At 52.0% G+C, this 20409-nt stretch carries 16 protein-coding genes and 3 tRNA genes; 9 read left to right on the forward strand and 10 right to left on the reverse strand.

The features are described 5' to 3' along the window. Positions 1 to 3 precede the first annotated feature (3 nt). The 3 genes from edd to zwf are packed head-to-tail and all read right to left on the reverse strand — an operon-like array spanning position 4 to position 4023. A complete protein-coding gene (gene edd, locus AYI87_RS19100; protein ID WP_144204238.1) occupies positions 4 to 1830 on the reverse strand; it encodes a phosphogluconate dehydratase in 1827 nt (608 codons plus the stop codon). 9 nt (positions 1831 to 1839) lie between these two features. Beyond that, a complete protein-coding gene (pgl, locus tag AYI87_RS19105) occupies positions 1840 to 2538 on the reverse strand; it encodes a 6-phosphogluconolactonase (RefSeq protein WP_144204239.1) in 699 nt (232 codons plus the stop codon). A 12-nt stretch (positions 2539 to 2550) separates the two neighbouring features. Further along, the gene (zwf, locus tag AYI87_RS19110) at positions 2551 to 4023 is read right to left on the reverse strand and encodes a glucose-6-phosphate dehydrogenase (RefSeq protein WP_144204240.1); all 1473 of its coding nucleotides are present in this window, start codon (positions 4021 to 4023) and stop codon (positions 2551 to 2553) included. A gap of 308 nt (positions 4024 to 4331) precedes the next feature. Between zwf and AYI87_RS19115 the strand changes: the two genes are divergently transcribed. Then, positions 4332 to 5186, forward strand: a complete 855-nt coding sequence (locus AYI87_RS19115) for a MurR/RpiR family transcriptional regulator (RefSeq protein WP_011865847.1) — start codon at positions 4332 to 4334, stop codon at positions 5184 to 5186. Positions 5187 to 5369: 183 nt separating this feature from the next. Next, complete coding sequence (gene pyk, locus AYI87_RS19120; RefSeq protein WP_144204241.1) at positions 5370 to 6809, forward strand: pyruvate kinase; 1440 nt, start codon at positions 5370 to 5372, stop codon at positions 6807 to 6809. A gap of 142 nt (positions 6810 to 6951) precedes the next feature. Here pyk and AYI87_RS19125 read toward each other — a convergent pair whose 3' ends face one another. Together AYI87_RS19125 and AYI87_RS19130 are read right to left on the reverse strand one after the other, a co-directional pair. Next, positions 6952 to 9228, reverse strand: coding sequence for an acyl-CoA dehydrogenase (locus AYI87_RS19125; RefSeq protein WP_144204242.1), 2277 nt, complete (start codon positions 9226 to 9228; stop codon positions 6952 to 6954). 8 nt (positions 9229 to 9236) lie between these two features. Beyond that, positions 9237 to 9875, reverse strand: a complete 639-nt coding sequence (locus AYI87_RS19130) for a TetR/AcrR family transcriptional regulator (RefSeq protein WP_011865850.1) — start codon at positions 9873 to 9875, stop codon at positions 9237 to 9239. A 219-nt stretch (positions 9876 to 10094) separates the two neighbouring features. On the opposite strand from AYI87_RS19130, the gene AYI87_RS19135 reads away from it, so the two are divergent. Next, positions 10095 to 11999 (forward strand): M2 family metallopeptidase, encoded by a 1905-nt coding sequence (locus AYI87_RS19135; protein ID WP_144204243.1) that lies wholly within the window; start codon positions 10095 to 10097, stop codon positions 11997 to 11999. Between the two features lie 225 nt (positions 12000 to 12224). Here the strand turns inward: AYI87_RS19135 and smrA are convergent, their stop codons facing one another. Beyond that, positions 12225 to 12815, reverse strand: coding sequence for a DNA endonuclease SmrA (gene smrA, locus AYI87_RS19140; RefSeq protein ID WP_144204244.1), 591 nt, complete (start codon positions 12813 to 12815; stop codon positions 12225 to 12227). 485 nt (positions 12816 to 13300) lie between these two features. On the opposite strand from smrA, the gene AYI87_RS19150 reads away from it, so the two are divergent. Then, entirely contained in the window at positions 13301 to 13867 is a 567-nt protein-coding gene (locus AYI87_RS19150; RefSeq protein WP_144204245.1) for a YybH family protein, read from the forward strand. After that, positions 13860 to 14339, forward strand: a complete 480-nt coding sequence (locus tag AYI87_RS19155) for a YchJ family protein (protein ID WP_144204246.1) — start codon at positions 13860 to 13862, stop codon at positions 14337 to 14339. Before AYI87_RS19150 ends, AYI87_RS19155 begins: the two co-directional genes overlap by 8 nt. Before the next feature lie 150 nt (positions 14340 to 14489). Here the strand turns inward: AYI87_RS19155 and AYI87_RS19160 are convergent, their stop codons facing one another. The 3 genes from AYI87_RS19160 to AYI87_RS19170 form a co-directional block, all read right to left on the reverse strand. Then, positions 14490 to 16679, reverse strand: a complete 2190-nt coding sequence (locus AYI87_RS19160; RefSeq protein ID WP_144204247.1) for a putative bifunctional diguanylate cyclase/phosphodiesterase — start codon at positions 16677 to 16679, stop codon at positions 14490 to 14492. 158 nt (positions 16680 to 16837) lie between these two features. Next, positions 16838 to 17125, reverse strand: a complete 288-nt coding sequence (locus tag AYI87_RS19165; protein WP_144204248.1) for a DUF406 family protein — start codon at positions 17123 to 17125, stop codon at positions 16838 to 16840. Positions 17126 to 17197: 72 nt separating this feature from the next. Further along, a complete protein-coding gene (locus tag AYI87_RS19170) occupies positions 17198 to 17686 on the reverse strand; it encodes a VC2046/SO_2500 family protein (RefSeq protein WP_144204249.1) in 489 nt (162 codons plus the stop codon). Positions 17687 to 17811: 125 nt separating this feature from the next. On the opposite strand from AYI87_RS19170, the gene AYI87_RS19175 reads away from it, so the two are divergent. From AYI87_RS19175 to AYI87_RS19190, 4 genes are all read left to right on the forward strand, one after another. After that, positions 17812 to 17896 (forward strand) — tRNA-Tyr (locus AYI87_RS19175). A 31-nt stretch (positions 17897 to 17927) separates the two neighbouring features. Then, a tRNA-Tyr gene (locus tag AYI87_RS19180) sits at positions 17928 to 18012 on the forward strand. 41 nt (positions 18013 to 18053) lie between these two features. After that, a tRNA-Tyr gene (locus tag AYI87_RS19185) sits at positions 18054 to 18138 on the forward strand. A gap of 317 nt (positions 18139 to 18455) precedes the next feature. Beyond that, complete coding sequence (locus AYI87_RS19190; RefSeq protein WP_144204250.1) at positions 18456 to 19517, forward strand: PLP-dependent cysteine synthase family protein; 1062 nt, start codon at positions 18456 to 18458, stop codon at positions 19515 to 19517. A gap of 141 nt (positions 19518 to 19658) precedes the next feature. Here the strand turns inward: AYI87_RS19190 and queE are convergent, their stop codons facing one another. Then, a complete protein-coding gene (gene queE, locus AYI87_RS19195) occupies positions 19659 to 20327 on the reverse strand; it encodes a 7-carboxy-7-deazaguanine synthase QueE (protein WP_011865859.1) in 669 nt (222 codons plus the stop codon). Positions 20328 to 20409 lie beyond the last annotated feature (82 nt).

Consider the following 20409-nt stretch of genomic DNA (forward strand, 5'->3'; position numbering starts at 1 on the left):
TGATTAATAATTTTCGTCTATGGTCGTGGTGCAACGTGCACCCGTCTCTGGACTACTTAAATTGGAACGCAGCGCCGCAAACAGTTCGCGGCCCATGCCGAAACTGGTACTGCGTAGATCGACTTTTTCCGCTTCACGACTCGCCAGTACAGCCTCATCGACCAGCAGGCTCACCTCACCTGTATTGGCATCGACACGAATCAGGTCACCATCTACAACTTTAGCGATCAGACCACCGCCTAATGCCTCTGGCGTCAGATGGATCGCCGCAGGCACCTTACCGGACGCGCCGGACATACGGCCATCGGTCAGCAGCGCAACCTTAAAGCCTTTATCCTGTAGCGAGCCCAGGATAGGCGTTAGCTTATGCAGCTCAGGCATACCGATCGCCTTAGGTCCCTGACCTTTAACCACGACCACACAGTCTCTGTCGAGCTCTCCGGCCTTGAACAAGCCTTCAAGTTTGTTTTGATCGTCGATCACTACGGCTGGCGCCTCGACAAATCGGTGCGATTCGGCAACCGCTGATACCTTGATCACCGCGCGGCCCAGGTTACCCTTAAGCAGCTTCAATCCGCCGTTGGCCTGGAATGGCGACGCCACGCCCGTCAGCACCTCTGTATCCAGAGAGTCACTTGGGCCTTCGACCCAAACCAATTCATTGTCGATAAGGCGTGGCTCCTGGGTGTAACGACGCAGACCAGGACCGGCCACCGTCAGCACATCTTCATGTAGCAATCCTGCATCGAGCAGTTCCTTGATCAGGAAGGCCATACCGCCAGCGGCGTGGAAGTGGTTGATGTCGGCGTGACCGTTAGGATAAACGCGGGCGAGTAACGGCACGGCATCAGACAGCTCAGAGAAATCATCCCAGTTAACGATAATGCCGGCAGCACGGGCAGCGGCAACGATATGCATGGTCAAATTGGTTGAGCCACCCGTTGCCAGCAAGGCAACTATGCCATTGACCACAGATTTCTCGTTAACCACCTCACCGATTGGTGTGTATTGAGTACCCATCTCGGTCAGACGACACACCTGCTTTGCCGCCATCTTATTGAGGGCTTCACGCAGCGGATCGTCAGGATTCACGAATGAGGAACCTGGTAGTTGCAGGCCCATCACTTCCAGCATCAGCTGGTTGCTGTTTGCCGTACCGTAGAAGGTACAGGTGCCCGCGCTGTGATAAGACTTAGACTCGGCTTCCAAGAGCGCGGCGCGATCCACCTGCCCCTGGGCAAACTTTTGTCGAACCCGCGCCTTCTCCTTGTTAGGAATACCGGATTTCATCGGACCGGCTGGCACAAACAACATAGGCAGATGACCGAAGCTCAGAGCGCCGATCAACAGGCCAGGAACTATCTTGTCACAGATCCCCAGCAGCAAGGCGCCGTCAAACATGTTGTGAGACAGACCCACAGCCGTTGACATGGCAATTACCTCACGGCTAAGCAGACTGAGCTCCATGCCGGGTTGCCCTTGGGTCACACCGTCACACATGGCTGGCACACCGGCTGCAACCTGGGCAACGCTGCCGACCTCGTGACAGGCCTCTTTCAGCAGCTGAGGGTAATGCTCATATGGCTGATGGGCCGACAACATGTCGTTGAAGGCGGTGACAATACCTATGTTGGCCTTGTTGAATGCCTTGATGGCATTCTTATCCGCCGGGCTACAGGCGGCAAAACCGTGGGCTAGGTTGCCACAGCTTAGGCTGCTGCGATGAACGCCATTGGCTTTTGCTTCGCCCAGCGCCGCAAGATACTTTGCACGAGTCGCTTGGCTTCTGGCAATGATCCTGTCGGTAACTGACTGTACTACTGAATGCATAATCGCTCCTTAAGCGCTCCAATAAACATCGACGGGTGTCTTATGCTGGGCAAGTACCGCACGTATCGGCATCGCCTTGGCATCGTCATTCTCAAGCGCTTGTCGGTAAACGGCGAGCTTCTGTTCACCGACTATGTGTAAATAGATTTGGCGTGACGCTAAAATCCCCTGCTTAGAGATGGTCATGCGACCATGGGGCGCCTCACCCGGATTCACCGCCAGACACAGTGCTTGGGTGCTCAGCGCCTGTTCAATCTCCTTAGCGCACGGGAACCAGGAACAGGTATGGCCGTCGTTGCCCATACCAAGCACCACCACATCGAAGGGCTTAGGGAAATTGGCGAGTTGCTCAATGGCCATGTCGACGCCAGCCTCTGGGGTGGCGAACATATTCTTCAGGCCGCGAAACTTGGCGCCCGCGGCGCGGTTTTGCAGCAGGTGCTGCCTCACCAAGCGCTCATTGGAATCGCTGTGCTCGCTATCGACCCAGCGCTCATCGGCCAGAGTGATATAGACATCGTTCCACTCAATCGCCTTCTGACTCAGCAGCTTGAACAGCGCCAATGGTGTAGAGCCGCCAGACACTACCAGGCTCGCCTTACCACGGGCATCGATAGCCGCCTGAAGCTGCTCGGCGATGCGGTCGGCAAGTTGTGCCTCCAGGCTGTCTTTGCTATCAAAAGATTTGAATACGGATTCTTTAATCATCTTAAAATTCCCTTATTCGTCCCAAGAGCGGCCGTCTTTAGCGATCAAAGCAACTGATGCCACAGGGCCCCAGCTACCGGCTGGGTATGGCTTAGGCTTCTCATTGCTCTCTTCCCACGCCTGGATGATGCCGTCGACCCAGGTCCATGCCTGCTCAACTTCATCGCGGCGCACGAACAGTGCCTGATTACCCAGCATGGCCTCAAGCAGCAGACGCTCATAGGCATCGGCGATACGGTCGTTCTTGAAGGTATCGGAGAAACTCAAATCCAGCTTAGTGGTTTGCAGTCGCTGTTTCTGCTCAAGACCCGGCACCTTGTTCATCATCTGGATCTCAACTCCTTCGTGAGGCTGCAGACGAATCGTCAACTTGTTTGGCGGCAGGTTACGGTAGCTTGAGCGATACAGGTTGTGTGGTGGGTTCTTGAAATAGACGACAATTTCAGAACTCTTGGTCGGCATACGCTTGCCGCTACGCAGATAGAAAGGCACACCGGCCCAACGCCAGTTGTCGATATCGACGCGCAGGGCGACGAAGGTTTCGGCGTGAGACTGAGTATTAGCGCCCTCTTCCTCTAGGTAACCAGGTACTGGCGCCCCTTTGAGGAAACCGGCAGAGTACTGACCGCGCACCGTGTTTTCATAGATGTTATCGGCATCTATCTTACGCAGTGACTTAAGTACCTTTACCTTCTCATCGCGAATGCTGTCTGCGTCTAGGTTTACCGGTGGATCCATGGCGACCAAGGTAAGTACCTGTAGCAGATGGTTTTGGATCATGTCGCGCATCTGACCGGCCTTATCGAAATAGCCCCAACGCCCTTCGATACCCACCTCTTCGGCAACGGTGATCTGCACATGATCTATCGTGCGGTTATCCCACTTAGAGGCAAACAAAGAGTTGGCGAATCGCAGTGCGATCAGGTTCTGTACCGTCTCTTTACCTAGGTAGTGGTCGATACGATAAACCTGGTTTTCATTAAAGTAGGCGCTGACTTGATCGTTAATGACTTTAGAAGAAGCGAGATCTGAGCCGATGGGCTTTTCGAGGACGACACGGGTATCGGGATAGATAAGGTTTTGTTCATGCAGGCAGCGACAGATATCGCCGAAGATGGCCGGCGGCGTCGCGAAGTAGTTCACCATGACGCGCTTCTTGGGCTCGAGGATCTCATGGAAGGCACTGTAACCTTCTGCCTCGGTGAAGTTAGTCCCAATGTAGACACAGCGCTTTAGGAATCGCTCGAGGGTTTCATCACACAGGGCTTCTTTAACGAAGCTCTTTAATGCCGTGACAACCAGCTCCTGATACTCATCATGGCTAAAGGCGTCTTTGGCTACTCCGATTATCTTAGTCTCCTCATTAAGTAGACCTGCCTTATCCAGTTGATAAAGAGAAGGGAGTAACTTACGTCTGGCGAGATCGCCTTTGGTGCCGAACAATACAAAATCACAAGCTTTGGCTTCTGGTGATGTCATGCCCATAGCTTAAAAATCTCCTATGTACTGTGTCCCATCGTTTCGATGAGAAGCTCACATGTTTGTTGTAATATAACAACAGAATTTGTTAATTGCATCTAAATTTTGCAAAAAATGACCTATTAGTAAACTAGCAACGAGACACCAAAATCTGATATGCTTTTTGTGATTAAATTACTATATATAGTAGAAAGTTTGCTCTGTAGTTAGATCATAATTCGTCATATAAACCAAACTGTAGCACTTTTTGTTTGGTTCTATCATGACATAAAAGAATAAATATAATTACATTACAATCCAGTGGATGTACGCATATGAATACCCTAGAAAAGGTTCAGAAAAACCTAACACATTTCAGTAAGTCGGAACGTAAAGTGGCTGAGGTGATCCTGGCGTCACCACAAACCGCGATTCACTCCAGCATCGCCACCCTGGCCAAGATGGCCGACGTGAGTGAACCTACTGTGAACCGCTTCTGCCGCCGTCTCGACACTAAAGGCTTCCCCGATTTTAAGCTGCACTTAGCACAGAGCCTGGCCAACGGTACGCCTTATGTCAGCCGCCACGTCGAAGAAGACGACAGCCCAGACTCCTACACCACTAAGATCTTCGAATCTTCAATGGCGGCACTGGATACCGCCAGACAGAGCATGGACACAGCTGCCATCAATAAGGCGGTCGACATTCTTACTCAGGCAAAGAAGATCTCCTTCTTTGGCCTTGGCGCCTCGGCCTCTGTTGCCCATGACGCACAGAACAAATTTTTCCGCTTCAATGTACCAGTGATCTGCTTCGACGATGTTTTGATGCAACGCATGAGTTGTATCAACAGCAGCGAAGGCGACGTCGTGGTGTTGATCAGCCACACAGGCCGTACCAAGTCACTGATTGATATCGCCCGTCTGGCCCGTGAGAACGGCGCCGCGGTGATCGCCATCACCTCACGTAACTCGCCGCTGAGCGCCGAATGTACCCTGCCAGTGACCATGGAAGTCCCCGAAGATACCGACATGTATCTGCCCATGGCTTCACGCCTGGCTCAACTGGTCATTGTCGACGTGTTGGCAACTGGTTTTACCCTGCGCCGCGGCCCACGTTTCAGAGAGAGTTTAAAGCGGGTAAAAGAGGTGCTGAAAGAGTCTCGCATCGACAAAGAAGCGACACTATAGTCCAGTTTTGTAAGGATATTAGGCGGCCCTTGTATAAGGGGCCGCCTTTTTTTTCACTTTTAATCGCAGCAGTTCACAAAATTAATAATTTGAGATAGATCATTTTGTTTGTAATTTTCCTACAAAACTCCATTTTGTCTGTTAATATAGAGTAAGATTATTTAAAACTTAACGGAGTATCTCATGTTCCGCAGAACCAAAATTGTAACGACTCTGGGTCCAGCAACCGATCGTGACGACAATCTACGTCGTATCATCAAAGCTGGTGCAAACGTTGTTCGCCTAAACTTCTCTCATGGTTCACCTGAAGATCACCTGAAACGTGCCACCGACGTGCGAAATATCGCCAAAGAACTCGGTGTTCACGTTGCCATACTGGGTGATCTACAAGGCCCTAAAATCCGTGTATCAACCTTCAAAGACAACAAGAAGGTGCAACTGGATATCGGTCAGGCATTTATCTTAGATGCCGATCTCGAAAAAGGCCAAGGTGATGAACACCAAGTGGGTATCGACTATAAAGAGCTACCACAAGATGTCACCATCGGCGATATCCTGATGCTCGACGACGGTCGTGTTCAGCTTAAAGTAGAAAAAGTTGAAGGTAATAAGGTTCACACCACAGTGACGGTTGCCGGTCCCCTGTCTAACAACAAGGGCATCAACAAGAAAGGTGGTGGTTTGTCCGCAGCGGCGTTGACCGAGAAAGACAAGCAAGACATCATCACAGCAGCGGCTATCAAGGTCGACTACCTGGCAGTTTCTTTCCCACGCAGCGGCGCCGATCTGAACTACGCCCGTGAACTGGCCCAGAAGGCTGGTAGCAATGCCCTGATCGTCTCTAAAGTCGAACGCGCCGAAGCCGTCGCCTCTGATGAAGCGATGGACGATGTGATCCTGGCCTCTGACGCCGTGATGGTTGCCCGTGGTGACCTGGGTGTTGAAATTGGTGATGCTGCCCTGGTTGCGGTGCAGAAGAAACTGATCAGCCGCTCTCGTCAGCTGAACAAGAGCGTGATCACCGCGACTCAGATGATGGAGTCTATGATCACCAGCCCAATGCCAACCCGCGCCGAAGTAATGGACGTGGCTAACGCCGTGCTCGATGGCACTGACGCCGTGATGCTTTCGGCCGAAACCGCTGCCGGTGACTTCCCAGAAGAAACCGTTAAAGCGATGGCTAACGTTTGTCTTGGCGCCGAGGCACACCCAAGCGTTCAGGTGTCTAAGCACCGTATGGACGAGCGTTTCACCTCTGTTGAAGAGACTATCGCGCTATCAACTATGTATGCGGCCAACCACCTAGAAGGCGTTAAGGCTATCGTTGCTCTGACAGAATCTGGTGCGACGCCTCAGCTTATGTCTCGTATCAGCTCTGCCCTGCCTATCCTTGCCCTATCACGTCACGATGTGACTCTAGCTAAGATGGCACTGTATCGCGGCGTACAACCTGTCTACTTCGACTCAACGGCCTACGGCGCAGACGAGCTGGCGAAGAAGGCACTCGAAGCTCTGACCGAAGCGGGTTACCTCACATCCGGTGACATGGTACTGATGACCAAGGGTGACGCGATGGAAACTATCGGTGGCACTAACACCTGTAAGGTTCTGATCGTCGCCTAAGACTTTCAGCGACAACCTAGTGGTTCGTTAATCTAGATGAACCGCCTGAAAAAGAAAAAGGTACGCAATGCGTACCTTTTTTTATGCCTGGCCTATAGTCAACGCCAGAACATTAGAGCTGAAAGTTCAAGATCATAAAGCTTTACAGGCTTTCAAACTCATCCACAGCGATCGCTATCTTACGTAGCCTGTCGGCCTCGAGTAGCGTGTCGCGCTCGGCCTCAGTGATGATCTTAAGCTCATAGGCTTGGGCATACAGGGCATCGTTTGCCTGTTTACGCTCAAGTTTGCCTTCCTTCTGAGCCTTGCGCAGCGTCTTAAACAGGTGCTTTGCCTTGTACTGAGCGATAAACGCATCTTCCACCTCGGCGATCCCGCCATTATCCCCTTCGAAATCTGGGCACAGATGGGTCAACCTATCACGGGCCGGACCGGGTCTGAGCATGCTCTGACACACGGCAATGGTGAGCTTGTCGTCCGGGCCATTGAAATGGTTACCCAGTGGAAACACCAAGGCTCGCATCGCATAGGCCAGCGGGCGGTTAGGGAAGTTACGCAGCGCGCCGTAAAGCGCCTTAGCCGCTCTTTGCAACCTAAGCTGCATCACATAGTGTACGGTCGGCAGGTCGTCCTGCTGACGACCATTATCTTCGAACAGCTTGAGGGTGGCCGAGCCCAAGTAGAGTTCGCTGAGCACATCACCCAAACGTGCCGACAACATCTCCTTGCGCTTGAGATCGCCGCCCATTACCAACATGGAGAGATCGGTGACGAAGGCAAGCGCCGCCGACAGACGAGTCATATCCTTATAGTACTGCTTGGTTTCGCCGGACACGGGCGCCGAGTTGAATCGGCTGCCGGTTAAGGCGCCCCATAGTGAACTTAGGGCATTACGAGCCGCATAGCCCATGTGACCCAGCAGCAGATTATCAAAACGCTCTAACGCCTCGCCGGTATCTTCCATGGCCGCGGCTTCCATCTCGGCCAGTACGTAAGGATGACAACGTGTCGCCCCCTGTCCGAAGATCATCAGGCTGCGGGTAAGAATGTTCGCCCCTTCTACCGTGATCGATATCGGCGTGGCCATATAGCCATGACCTAGATAGTTTTTAGGCCCAAGCTGGATCCCCTTGCCCGATTGAATATCCATGGCATCGTTGAGCACATCCCGGCCCATCTCTGTCATATGATACTTGGCGATGGCGGTAACCACCGAAGGCTTGACCTTAAGATCGATCCCCGTGGTAGTCAGACGGCGCGCCGCCTCCAGCTGATAGGTGTTGGCGATGATACGCGCCAAGGCCTCTTGCACCCCTTCAAACTGGCCGATGGACAAGCCAAATTGATGGCGTACATAACCGTAAGCAGTCGTGGTCTTAGTGGTGACATGACCAGATGCCGTCGCCAAGGCGGGCAGCGAGATGCCGCGACCGGCCGAGAGACACTCGACCAGCATGCGCCAGCCCCGGCCCGCGTACTGTGGCCCACCAATGATCCAATCCAGCGGAATGAAGACATCCTCGCCGCGAGTCGTACCATTCATGAAGCCCATGTTAAGCGGATTGTGACGATTACCTATCTCAACGCCAGGATGATCCGTTGGAATAAGGGCGCAGGTGATCCCTATCTCTTCTCTGTCTCCCAGCAGGCCTTCAGGATCACGCATCTGGAAGGCCAAGCCCAATACGGTAGATACCGGAGCCAGGGTGATATAACGCTTGTCCCAGTTAAGCTTGAGGCCTAACACCTCTTCGCCCTGGAACTCACCGCGGCACACTATGCCGGTATCGGGAATGGCGCCCGCATCTGAACCCGCCTCGGGGCCTGTCAGAGCAAAACAAGGCACGGCTTCACCGCTGGCCAGTTTCGGCAGCCAGTGATCGCGCTGCTCCTTGGTGCCATAGTGGGTCAGCAGTTCGCCAGGGCCTAGGGAGTTTGGCACCATAACACTCACCGCCGCACTGACGCTGCGACTGGCAAGCTTACTGACGATGGTTGAGTTGGCATAGGCAGAAAAGGCCTTACCACCATATTCTTTGGGGATGATCAGGGCGAAGAAGCCCTCTTTCTTGAAGTAGTCCCACAGCTCGGGCGGCAGATCTTTACGCTCCTGCACTATGTTGAAATCATCAATCATAGTCAGGGCCGTCATCACCTGCTCATCGATAAAGGCTTTCTCCTCTTCGGTCAGCCTTGGACGGCCGTAGCTGTGCAGCGTATCCCAATTAGGCTTGCCACGAAATAGCTCTGCTTCCCACCACACATCACCGGCTTCCATCGCCTCTTTCTCGGTATCGGAGAGCGGCGGCAACACCTTCTTAAAGAAGGCGAATACGGGCCGCGTGATGCACTGCATACGAATATTTTTCACGCCAAAAAGCACTATGATAACCAATAGTGCCAGGATAAAGAGTGTCATGTTGCCCCCTACTGCGTTGTCACAGGCACTGCCACACCGGCAGCCAGATATGGAATAACCTTGCGGATCACGGCTTCGATATCATTGTGCTCATTGAAATCAGCCTCGGCAATTTCGGTCAAGGCATCGGCCGATGCCATGGTGAAGACCACAGTGCCTAAGGTAAAGTGTAATCGCCAAAACATCTCTGCGGGGGGAATATGTGGCGCGCTTTCGGCTACCGCCTTCACAAACTCGCTCAGATGCTCACCATAATGCGTGGTAATAAACCATCTCAGGTGCCCCTGACTCTCGATATAGCCACGGCCCAACAGCTGCAAAAAGGTGCGGGTGCCGTCGGCCTTAAACTTGTTAAGCTCGAGGAGCGGTTTTACCAATGACGAGAAGATCTCATTCAGGCTTGGTTCGCTAGCCTGTTTTAATTGCACCACGGCATCTGAGGCTTCTGGCATGAAACGGTCCAGATAGCGCGCGAGTACGGCGCGGATCAGCTCTTTCTTAGAGCCAAAATGATAGTTTACCGAGGCGAGGTTAACCTCTGCCTTGCTGGTGATCAGCCGCAAGGAGGTTTCTGAAAAGCCGCGCTCGGCGAATAGCTTTTCTGCCGCATCCAGTATTCTTGTTTTCGTGTCGGATCGATTTGCCATTCCGTGACCTACAACTCTGATTTAAACGTGTGTTTAAATTAAACACTGGTTCACCTATTGTCAAATGGAAATCAACAAGCTTTGCGAAGCCTTGCACAGGCATGGGGACCATTAATGGCTATGGCAGACAAGGAAACGCGCGATCAACTGTAAAATTTAATGAAATTGAGTAAACTATGCCCGACAAAAAGCCACACAAAAATAACAAAGGAAGCACTCATGAAACCAATTTGTGCCAAGTTGACACCGGTTGCCGTGGTCATCGCACTCTCTCTAGGGATCAGCGGCTGTAAAGACGATAACAATGCTAATACAGAAAGCAAGGCCACTGCAGAAAGCAAAGCCCAGCAGGCGGCAGGGCAAGATGGTCTAAAACAGCAAAGCTCTAAGCAAGATAAGCTGGCCGAGGCCAAACAGTTTATCAGCAATGCCGAGAACCAACTCGCCGATCTGTCTATCGAACAAAACCGCGCCGAGTGGATCTACAGCAACTTCATCACAGAAGACACGGCCGCCCTTGCCGCCTCTATCGGCGAACGCCAAACCGCCCTATCGGTACAACTTGCCACCCAGGCCGCCAATTATAGCCAGCTACCACTGGATGAGGTCAACGCCCGTAAACTGAACATCTTACGTAGCGCACTGGTGTTGCCAGCCCCTCTGGATCCTAAGAAGAATGCCGAGCTTGCCAATATCAGCGCCGAGCTAAATGGCCTCTATGGTAAAGGCAAATACTGCCTGGCCGATGGACGCTGTCTCACTCAGCCTGACCTTTCAGGCATCATGGCCAGCTCACGTGATCCAAAAGAGCTTGAGGAGATCTGGAAAGGCTGGCGCGAGATCGCCAAACCTATGCGTCCGCTGTTTGAGCGCGAGGTGGAGTTAGCCAACGAAGGGGCTAAAGATCTCGGTTATGCCAACCTGTCTGAACTCTGGCGCAGCCAGTACGACATGCAGCCCGATGCTTTCTCTGCAGAACTCGACAGACTCTGGGGCCAGGTAGAGCCTCTGTATGAATCGCTGCACTGTTATGTCAGGGGCGAGCTAAACGAAAAATATGGCGATGAAGTCGCACCGAACCAAGGCCCTATTCCGGCACATCTGCTCGGCAACATGTGGGCCCAGCAATGGGGTAACGTCTATGACATGGTGGCGCCGCAAGATGCGGATCCTGGCTATGATGTGACCGAGCTGCTGGCAAAACAGGGCTACGATGAGCATCAGATGGTTAAACAGGCCGAGAGCTTCTTCACCTCGCTCGGTTTCGACCCACTGCCGGAAACCTTCTGGAGCCGTTCACTCTTCCTGCAGCCTAAGGATCGCGATGTGGTCTGTCACGCCTCGGCCTGGGATCTGGACAATCTGGATGATATTCGTATCAAGATGTGTATCCAGAAGACGGCGGAAGATTTCACCGTGATTCACCATGAACTCGGGCACAACTTCTATCAACGCGCCTATAAAGAGCAGCCATTCATCTTTAAGAACAGCGCCAACGACGGCTTCCATGAGGCGATTGGTGACACGGTCGCCCTGTCGATCACGCCAAACTACCTAAAGCAGATCGGCCTACTGCAAGAGGTGCCAGATGCCTCCAAAGATATCGGTCTCTTGCTAAGACAGGCACTGGATAAGGTGGCCTTCCTGCCCTTCGGCCTCATGATAGATCAATGGCGCTGGAAGGTATTCAGCGGGGAGATCACTCCAGCACAATACAACCAAGCCTGGTGGGAGCTGCGTGAGAAGTATCAGGGCGTTAAGGCGCCAATCGCCCGCAGCGAAACCGACTTCGATCCGGGTGCCAAGTACCATGTACCCGGCAACGTGCCCTACACCCGCTACTTCCTGGCGCATATTCTCCAGTTCCAGTTCCATAAGGCGCTGTGTGATATCGCCGGCGATAAGGGCCCGGTTCACCGTTGCAGCATCTATGGTAACAAGGACGCAGGCGCTAAGCTAAACGCCATGTTAGAGATGGGTCAGAGTAAACCTTGGCCAGAAGCCCTTGAAGTGGTCACTGGCTCGCAAAACATGGATGCCTCTGCGGTACTCGATTACTTTGCGCCGCTAAAAGTCTGGCTGGATGAGCAGAACAAGCAAGCTAACCGTCAGTGTGGATGGTAAGCGGCAATCTCATCGAACAGGTGCACATGCAGGTACAAATAGCTCTGCACATAGCTCTGATTTGAGTGAGTAGAAACAAAAAATCACCTCCTCGGAGGTGATTTTTTTGTATATGTAAGCGCTAAAACGTCGGCATTAGGCCCTAGGGAGCTGCAAACTGGCTCATCACCAAGCCTAGTGCAATAGGCCCTTCAGAGTTAAGCCGCCGCATTAGGCTCACAAGTGTTAGGCCCAGCGGTGCGTGCCCTTAACATGTTGCTCTGCGGTGTCTAACTTATCTTGCTCCGATTTCGTTAGCATCACCATCATGGCACCTGGGCCGCCCCAGGCCGGTGGCGCACTATGAAATCCCTGCACCACCTCTATCTCGGCAAGCCAGGCAGCAACATAAGATTTGAGTTTGGCGGGAATAGGCTGACTATTTACTCCAGTGCCGTGGATCACGATAAGGTTTCTTAACCCTGACGCCTGACTGTTTATCACAAAATCGAAAAGCAGCTCTCTGGCCCTGGCTAGACTCAGGCCGGTTAAATCCAGATCCGCCTGCACCTCATATTTTCCCTGGCGAAACAGCTTAAACACTTGTCCCTGCACGCCCTGTTTCTTAACGCTCACCACGGCGTATGGCTCCTGCGGCGTAATATCATTCAGTTCAAGGGACAATTTCTCAAGCGCTAAGCGCCGCTGCGCATCATGGTGACGCCTCTGCCCCTCAGTGCTCAAGCCTCTCTTAACCGGCGTCACCGCATTACTTGCCTTTAACGGCTTAACACCTTGCATAGAAGCGAGAAATAAAGCGCTTTCATCTTCACTCATGCCTATCTCCTCCACTTCTGTCTTTCACTAACACGCCGGGAACCGCTATGGGTGCTATTGTTACGAGGCACACCACCTAAAAGCTCACTCAATGCATAAGCTCATCACTAAGTCACTCGCAGAGTTATTCGCTAGGCCAATTCGCTACATCAGTTGTTAAACCAATTACCGCATACAAGCGCCCGGTCAGGTAAAAGTATCCGTTTAGGCTCAGCAAAACTCAAGTACGGTATCGGGCGGGGCCCTTCAAGCGCCTCAAATTTCACCAGTCTAAGGTCAGCAACCTGGTAGGTTTTGCTTTTCATGCCATAAAAAGCTCAGACGCCTTGATGCTTGTAAACGTCGAGAAAAGAGGAGATTAGCGGCAAAGTTGCAGAAAAAAACATCGCCTAGCATCAGAGACACAATTTGTTAAGAACTAAATCTTTCGCATCAAAAGGCCATGGATTATAGTGACCCTAGTAATAGCAGCAGCGTATAGCTAAATGAAACTCTTCAAATTTGTCCTTGTCTTGGGGCTCTGTGCTCTCAATTTCCAAGCCTTTGCCCAAAATAATGACAATGATGCCTTAAATCAGTTCTATAAGCAGTTCAGCATCGCGTTTGAACAGCTGGACGCGGCCGTGATTCAGGATATCTACGCGGAAAATGCCTGCTACATTCCCGAGCAACAGAACAAAGAGATCACCATGGGGCGCGATAACATTATCGAGCTCTACAAACGCTTCTTTGGCAAGATTAAACATAAGAATGCCCAGATAGAGGTGGATTTTCGCGTGGTCGAGCGCCAGCTAGACAAACAACAGGCGACCGATGTGGGCTACTATCTTATCCGCTTCTATCCGCCTAAAGAAACTGAAGAACCCGTGAGTGAGTTCGCCGGCAAGTTTGTCACCGTCTCCAAGAAGAAGGCCGATGGCAAGTGGTATCTCACAGTAGATACCAACAATCGTTCGGAACCGTCGTTTTACTATAGCGCCAAGCCCTTACCTAACCTCTATTACGGCCGTCAGTTTTCGACACTAAACGAGTCAAACAGCAATCATGATTAACCCCTCCCTCCCTTGCCCCTGTGGCAGGTCGGTGAATGATAAACCCCTAAGCTACAACCAGTGTTGTGAACCTTTTCATCTCGGGGTCATTGCGCCAAATCCCGAATCCTTGATGCGTAGCCGCTATTCGGCCTTCGCGCTCAAACGCCATCAGTATCTTATCGATACCCATCATCCCGACTATCTTAACGGCCTGAGTGTCGAGATCCTCGATGAAGAGAATCATACGAGTTGGCTGGGGCTGAGCGTCAATCGAAGCAGCAGAGCTCAAGATGCGGGAATGGTGGAGTTTCACGCCTGGTACCAAGACAGCGACGGACTGGACGCCATTCATGAAATCTCAGACTTTGTGAAACAGGATGACCGCTGGTGGTACACCCAGGGCGAGCAACTTGTGCCCAAATACCCCAAACGCAACGATCCCTGCGTCTGCCAGAGCGGCAAGAAATTTAAGCAGTGCTGTCTTAAATAGTTAGATTGGATTATTAGCCGAGAAAACTAATAGATAGGCTGTCAAACCGGCTATGGCGGCTTATCCACCACAAACCAGAGCCCCCACGCAAACTTTCACCGCTAGATCACTACAGAGCGGTGGCATTACTGTGGCATCAGTTTGGTTGCTTTAATGCAGCGGCGTCTCGGCATTGGCTCGCAGGAACTGGCTGAATTCGGCTTCCCTAAGGGCTGGGCTGTAGAGGAAGCCTTGGGCCTGATGACAACTCAATGCCGACAGGAAAGATTCCTGCTCGGCGGTCTCTACACCTTCGGCCGTCAATGACAGATTGAGCGCCTTGGCCATGGCGATGATGGCGCTGACGATCTCGCGGCTCTCACGACTGACACTCAGATCTGATATGAAGGATCTGTCTATTTTAAGCTTAGAGATGGGGAACTGCTTGAGATAACGCATCGAGCTATAACCCGTGCCGAAATCGTCGATCGCCAGCCCCACCCCTAACTCGGCCAACTCTTTACAAAGGTTAGTCGCATAGACCACATCTTCCATCAACTCGGTCTCGGTGATCTCTAAGATCAAGGTATTGGGGCGAATACGGTAACGAGTAACCAGTTGCCATACCTGATCATAGAGCTGAGTACTGAAAAACTGCCGCGCCGATACATTCACATGCATGGAGATGTTGATGTTATGGTGCTGCCACAGATTGAGTTGACGGCAGGCGGCTTCTAATACCCATTCGCCTATGGCGGCGATCATGCCGGTTTGCTCGGCGATATCGATAAAGGCGCCGGGATAGAGCACCCCTTTCTTGGGATGATGCCAACGGATCAAGGCCTCTGCGCCGATATAGGCCTGTCGGCCGAGATCTTTAAGCGGCTGATAATAGAGTTCAAACTCGCGATTCTTCAGCGCCGCCTGCAGATCCCGCTCGATCTGCGCATCTTCTTTGAAGGTGTTTAACAGGGCGTGGTTGAAGATCTGTATCGCGCTCCCCTGCTTCTTCTTGGCATATTGCACTGCGATATCGGCGCAGGTAAGCGCAGAGAACCCAGCCTCCAGGGCATCGATTTCGACCACAGAGAGCGCAGGTTTAGCCTCAAATGATTCGGCGCCCACCTGCACAGGCAGGCTCAGCTGATGATAGAGGCGCTTGATGGCATAATCCAGGCTCTGCTCATCCTCTACTCCTTGTAGCACCAGGGCAAACTCATCGCTGCCCACACGGGCCATCAGCTCCGCCTTCTTGACGCTGGCGAAATGTTTGATACGACGCGCCACCTCGATCAACAGGCTATCACCCTTCTCGTGACCATAGGTATCGTTGAAGCGCTTAAAGCCTCTGAGATCAATCAACATCAGGTGGCCGCTACGGAGTTTTTCCAAGGCGCGATTGAAATAGCTGCGGTTATACAGGCCAGTCAGCGAACAGCGCCAGGCAAGACGCTCGAGCTCATTCTGCTGTACCAGCTCTTCCGAGCAATCTTCGGCTGTCACCAGGGCGTAATGGTTGCCCCTTGGCGTGGTGAAGGGACGCACCCGATAGCGCAGCCAATAGCTTTCGCCGTCTCGGCGGGTCAACTGGGTGTTTCCCTTAGTGATCTTGCCTTGCTTGACTTGGGCCAGAACCGCATCGGCCTGCACCGGCGATTGCTTAAAGAAATCCAGACAGGCTAGCGATTTGCCTAAGATCTGCTGCTTAGGCACCCCAGAGATGGCGTGATGGGCGCCGTTGACGTATTCAATCTTATCCGTGGCCAGATTGACTACCATACTGATCTGTTCAGACTGCTCTATCGCCTTCAAGAACAGACTCAGGCGTTCGTCTGTGTCGTAGGCTCTCTGGGTGGCCAGGGTCAACGCAAGCTGATCGGCGACCTGGGAAACGATATGGATCTCGCTTTCCGGCCATTCATGGGGCTGTAAAGACTCGAGATAGAGCACACCTTCCAGATGGCCATTGATACGAATCGCCACATCGAGATGTGACACCACGGCGCTGGCCTGTAGATGCTCACGAATCTCGGCGACGCGGCTGTCCTGCTCCACGTCGAGCACATCTATGATACGACCGCGTTTAAGTTGTTCGAAATAGTTAGGACAAAGACCCTGTGCGGGACGCGAAACATGATTCTGAGAAGACAGATTAACTGATGCTTGGCTTTGAGAACCCCTATGAGCAATCAGCTCACTGGTCTCGCAACCGGAAAACAGGCAAACACCTATGTTGTCGACCTTCAGGGATTGACTGAGCAGATCACAGGCAAGCTCGGCCGTCTCTTTAAACTGGCCTTCTTGTTTCTGCGTCGAATTGACTATCGTTTCAAGCAGATGTTGAAATTGTCGCTTGGTCATAAAATCCTACTGCCGATAACCTTTGCCAATAAGAAGGTTATCAAGGTAAAACCGCCAAAGACGGTACAACATAGATGTTATTGTTATTATTTAACGTTCAATTTGTGCACATTACACGAATAACTAGCTAATTAGCAAGCAAATATAGCAGGCCCTTATTAGAGGCCATGCTCGAGTTGAAAAATCATCTTCTCGGCGCTGTAACCAAAGGTCAGACGTAGCTCCTGGCCGCCTTCAACCGCCTTAATTTCACTCTCTACGCCCTCGAAACGCTGTTTGGCCGCTTCTGCCATGGCTTGCAACTCACTCTGGGCCTTGTCACCCTCACGAACCAGAGTCAGTACTGTGTCAAACTCGTCTATCACAGCGCCTATGTCGGCATAGCTGCCACAATCGTTACAGGTATCGTTGACTAACTCGGATTGACCTTCTTGAATCTTCTTCATTTTGACGCTTAACCTTTTTACTGAAAATGCTCTTAGCTATATATAGCAAAACCCGAGCGTTCGCACTTAAAACTAAGCCAAAATGTCTCCTAACGCACGTTGCCTGACGATCTGCTCGGTAAAATGGGGCAACTCCATCACAGGTGCATCGGCATCGAGTTCATTATGAAAACGTGCCAGGGTAACGGGATCGCAGTTAGCCAACACCTCTTGCATCGCCAGTGGGTCTCGCCCTCTATGCACCAAGGGCTCGGGGTTTAAATATTGCTGTAGATGAAAACCACAGAGACCCGCTTGATGAAATTGCTCACTATTATCTCTGTCTTCACCCAGATGCAGTGCGCTGGTCAGGGGCTGAGCGTCCGGTAACTCAAACTGACGCTTAAGCTTCGCTTCCACATCACTGGGGGTTTGCTCCAGGTTAAACTGCGCCATATCGCGGGCGTCGTTAGACAGCATGGCCAGCAGCAGACCAAATTCGCCCCGGCGATGGTCGACTATCGCCTGGTTGAGTCGGGTCCCCAATTGATTTTCGTTGATGATCAACTGACTAGTTCGCATAAAAAAACATCAATAAAACAGCTCGTTGCTATTTAATCGACCGCTTGCGCCATAACTTTAGCAATTATTTTAAATTGGGGCTTTACAGCGCCAACGATTCTGACTACTATGGCCGCCGCAATTGAGGAGGGGTTCCCGAGTGGCCAAAGGGATCAGACTGTAAATCTGACGGCTCAGCCTTCGAAGGTTCGAATCCTTCTCCCTCCACCATTTGCCTACAATGTAATAAAGAGATACTCGTGGAGGGGTTCCCGAGTGGCCAAAGGGATCAGACTGTAAATCTGACGGCTCAGCCTTCGAAGGTTCGAATCCTTCTCCCTCCACCATCTTTATCTTGTTATTACCTTGTGCTGCTGTAAAAAAATATGGAGGGGTTCCCGAGTGGCCAAAGGGATCAGACTGTAAATCTGACGGCTCAGCCTTCGAAGGTTCGAATCCTTCTCCCTCCACCATTTTTTCTCCGCGTTATCTCATCTCTCAGCTTTACCCTAAACTTCAGCTTTACCCTAAACTTCAGCTTTCCCTTAAAACTTAGCTTCCCCGTCTGCTTTACCTATTGCCATAAAACGCATCTGTTTTTAGCCAAAACTAATTCATCCCGTTTGCTACCCACTGCAACATACCGCTTAAGCCATTTTCCAGTCGATCCTTCAATCATCACAACAAGCGCCCTCGACGCTCGGTCGCATTTCTTTTCGATTTTCCTTTTCGTTATAATTTATTTCGTTAAGCTATAACGTCTATCCGCTCAATAACCTCAGGAGCCACCATGGATCAATCTTGGGTCAACCAGGCCATCGCAAAGATCGAGGCTGATTATCAACGCAGTGCAGACACTCATCTGATCAAGCTGGAACTGCCTATGCTCCCCGGCATCGACATTTACCTAAAAGATGAAAGCACCCATCCCACAGGCAGCCTCAAGCATCGCCTGGCGCGATCCCTGTTTCTCTACGCCCTGTGTAACGGCTGGATCACCCAAGATACACCCATCATAGAGTCTTCATCCGGCAGTACCGCAGTATCAGAGGCCTACTTCGCGCGCCTACTGGGCCTGCCATTTATCGCCGTGATGCCCGCCTCAACTGCCAAGAAGAAGATCCAACAGATCGAGTTTTATGGTGGACGCTGCCATTTCGTCGAGCATTCCAGTCAGATCTACGCCGAGTCACAACGCCTGGCCGACGAGCTATCGGGCCACTATATGGATCAGTTTACCTACGCAGAGCGCGCCACCGACTGGCGCGGTAACAACAATATCGCCAACTCCATCTTCGAGCAGATGCAAAGAGAACCGCATCTCGTCCCCAGCTGGATCGTGATGAGCCCTGGCACAGGTGGCACCTCGGCCACCATAGGCCGCTATATTCGTTACCAGTGTGCCAAGACCAAGCTTTGTGTGGTCGACCCAGAAAATTCGGTGTTCTACGACTATTACCATAGTGGCGATGCCAGCATAAGCTGCGCCGGTGCCAGCCGTATCGAAGGCATTGGCCGGCCACGTGCCGAGCCCTCTTTTATCCCAGGGGTTGTCGACCATATGGTCAAGATTGATGACGGCGCATCGATCGCCACCATCTATTGGTTAGAGAGGCTGATCGGCCGCAAGGCAGGTCCTTCTACAGGCACCAACCTCTATGGCGCCCTGCAACTAGCGAGCGAGATGCATGCCAACGGTCAAACCGGTTCTATCGTTACCCTACTATGCGACTCGGGAGATCGTTATCTCGATACTTACTACGACAAGCAATGGGTCGATGAGCATATTGGCGATATCACGGAATATCAGACCAAGCTAGCGGCCTTTAACGAGTCGGGGCATTTGGAATAGCGAGTTCAATCTTTTCGGCTCTGGATCAAGGACTTTAGAGAAGATAAGCAAGCTTAATGAGTCATCAACAAAAACGGCGCCTTTAACTGTTTACTCCCGGTTGGCGCCGTTTTTTTATGTAAATATAAGTATCCCTAATACTCAATCGATATTCAGATATTTATGGGTCTGAATAGAGAGGCGCCAGTTGCGCTCGATGCAGACCTTCATCGCCAACTCGGTGGCGCGGGGCTTCTGGCTAATCGGCTGAAGGCAGATTGTCTTGCCAAGGGTGTCTATGCCTTTGAGCAGCTCGTCGAGTTCCTCGATGTGGGAGGCCTTGGCGACCGGGTGTTTGATCTCATCGGCGCGTTCCAGCGCCTGCTCTAACACCTTATATCCGCCCTTCATGTTGATCTTAGGCGATACCGTCACCCAGGCACGAGGGTCCACTAACACATCGAAGGTCCCGCTGGTCTCGATTTGACACTGCATACCGGCATCGGCAAAGGCCTGGGTCAAGGCGATCAGGTCATAGATACAAGGTTCTCCACCGGTGATCACCACATGTTTGGCGCTAAAGCCCTGCACCTTGAAGTGCATCAACAGCTCACGGGCATCTAACTCGGCCCAACGGCCGATGGCGCCGTCCACCTGGATCACTTGCTCCGAGGAGACGCGGTTCTCGGCTAAGGTTTCCCAGGTATGCTTGGTATCGCACCAGGAACACCCCACAGGGCAGCCCTGCAGACGGACGAAGATCGCCGGCACGCCCGTGTATACCCCTTCACCTTGGATGGTTTCAAAAACTTCATTAACCGGATACTTCATCTTAAACCTCGTCACTTGCGGGCGGCTTTTATAGAAGATTTTGCCCCTACAAGCAAGTATAACCCCATTAATTCCCCAAGGT

It is taken from the genome of Shewanella sp. KCT, assembly GCF_007636505.1.
In the GTDB taxonomy this organism is placed as follows: domain Bacteria; phylum Pseudomonadota; class Gammaproteobacteria; order Enterobacterales; family Shewanellaceae; genus Shewanella; species Shewanella halotolerans.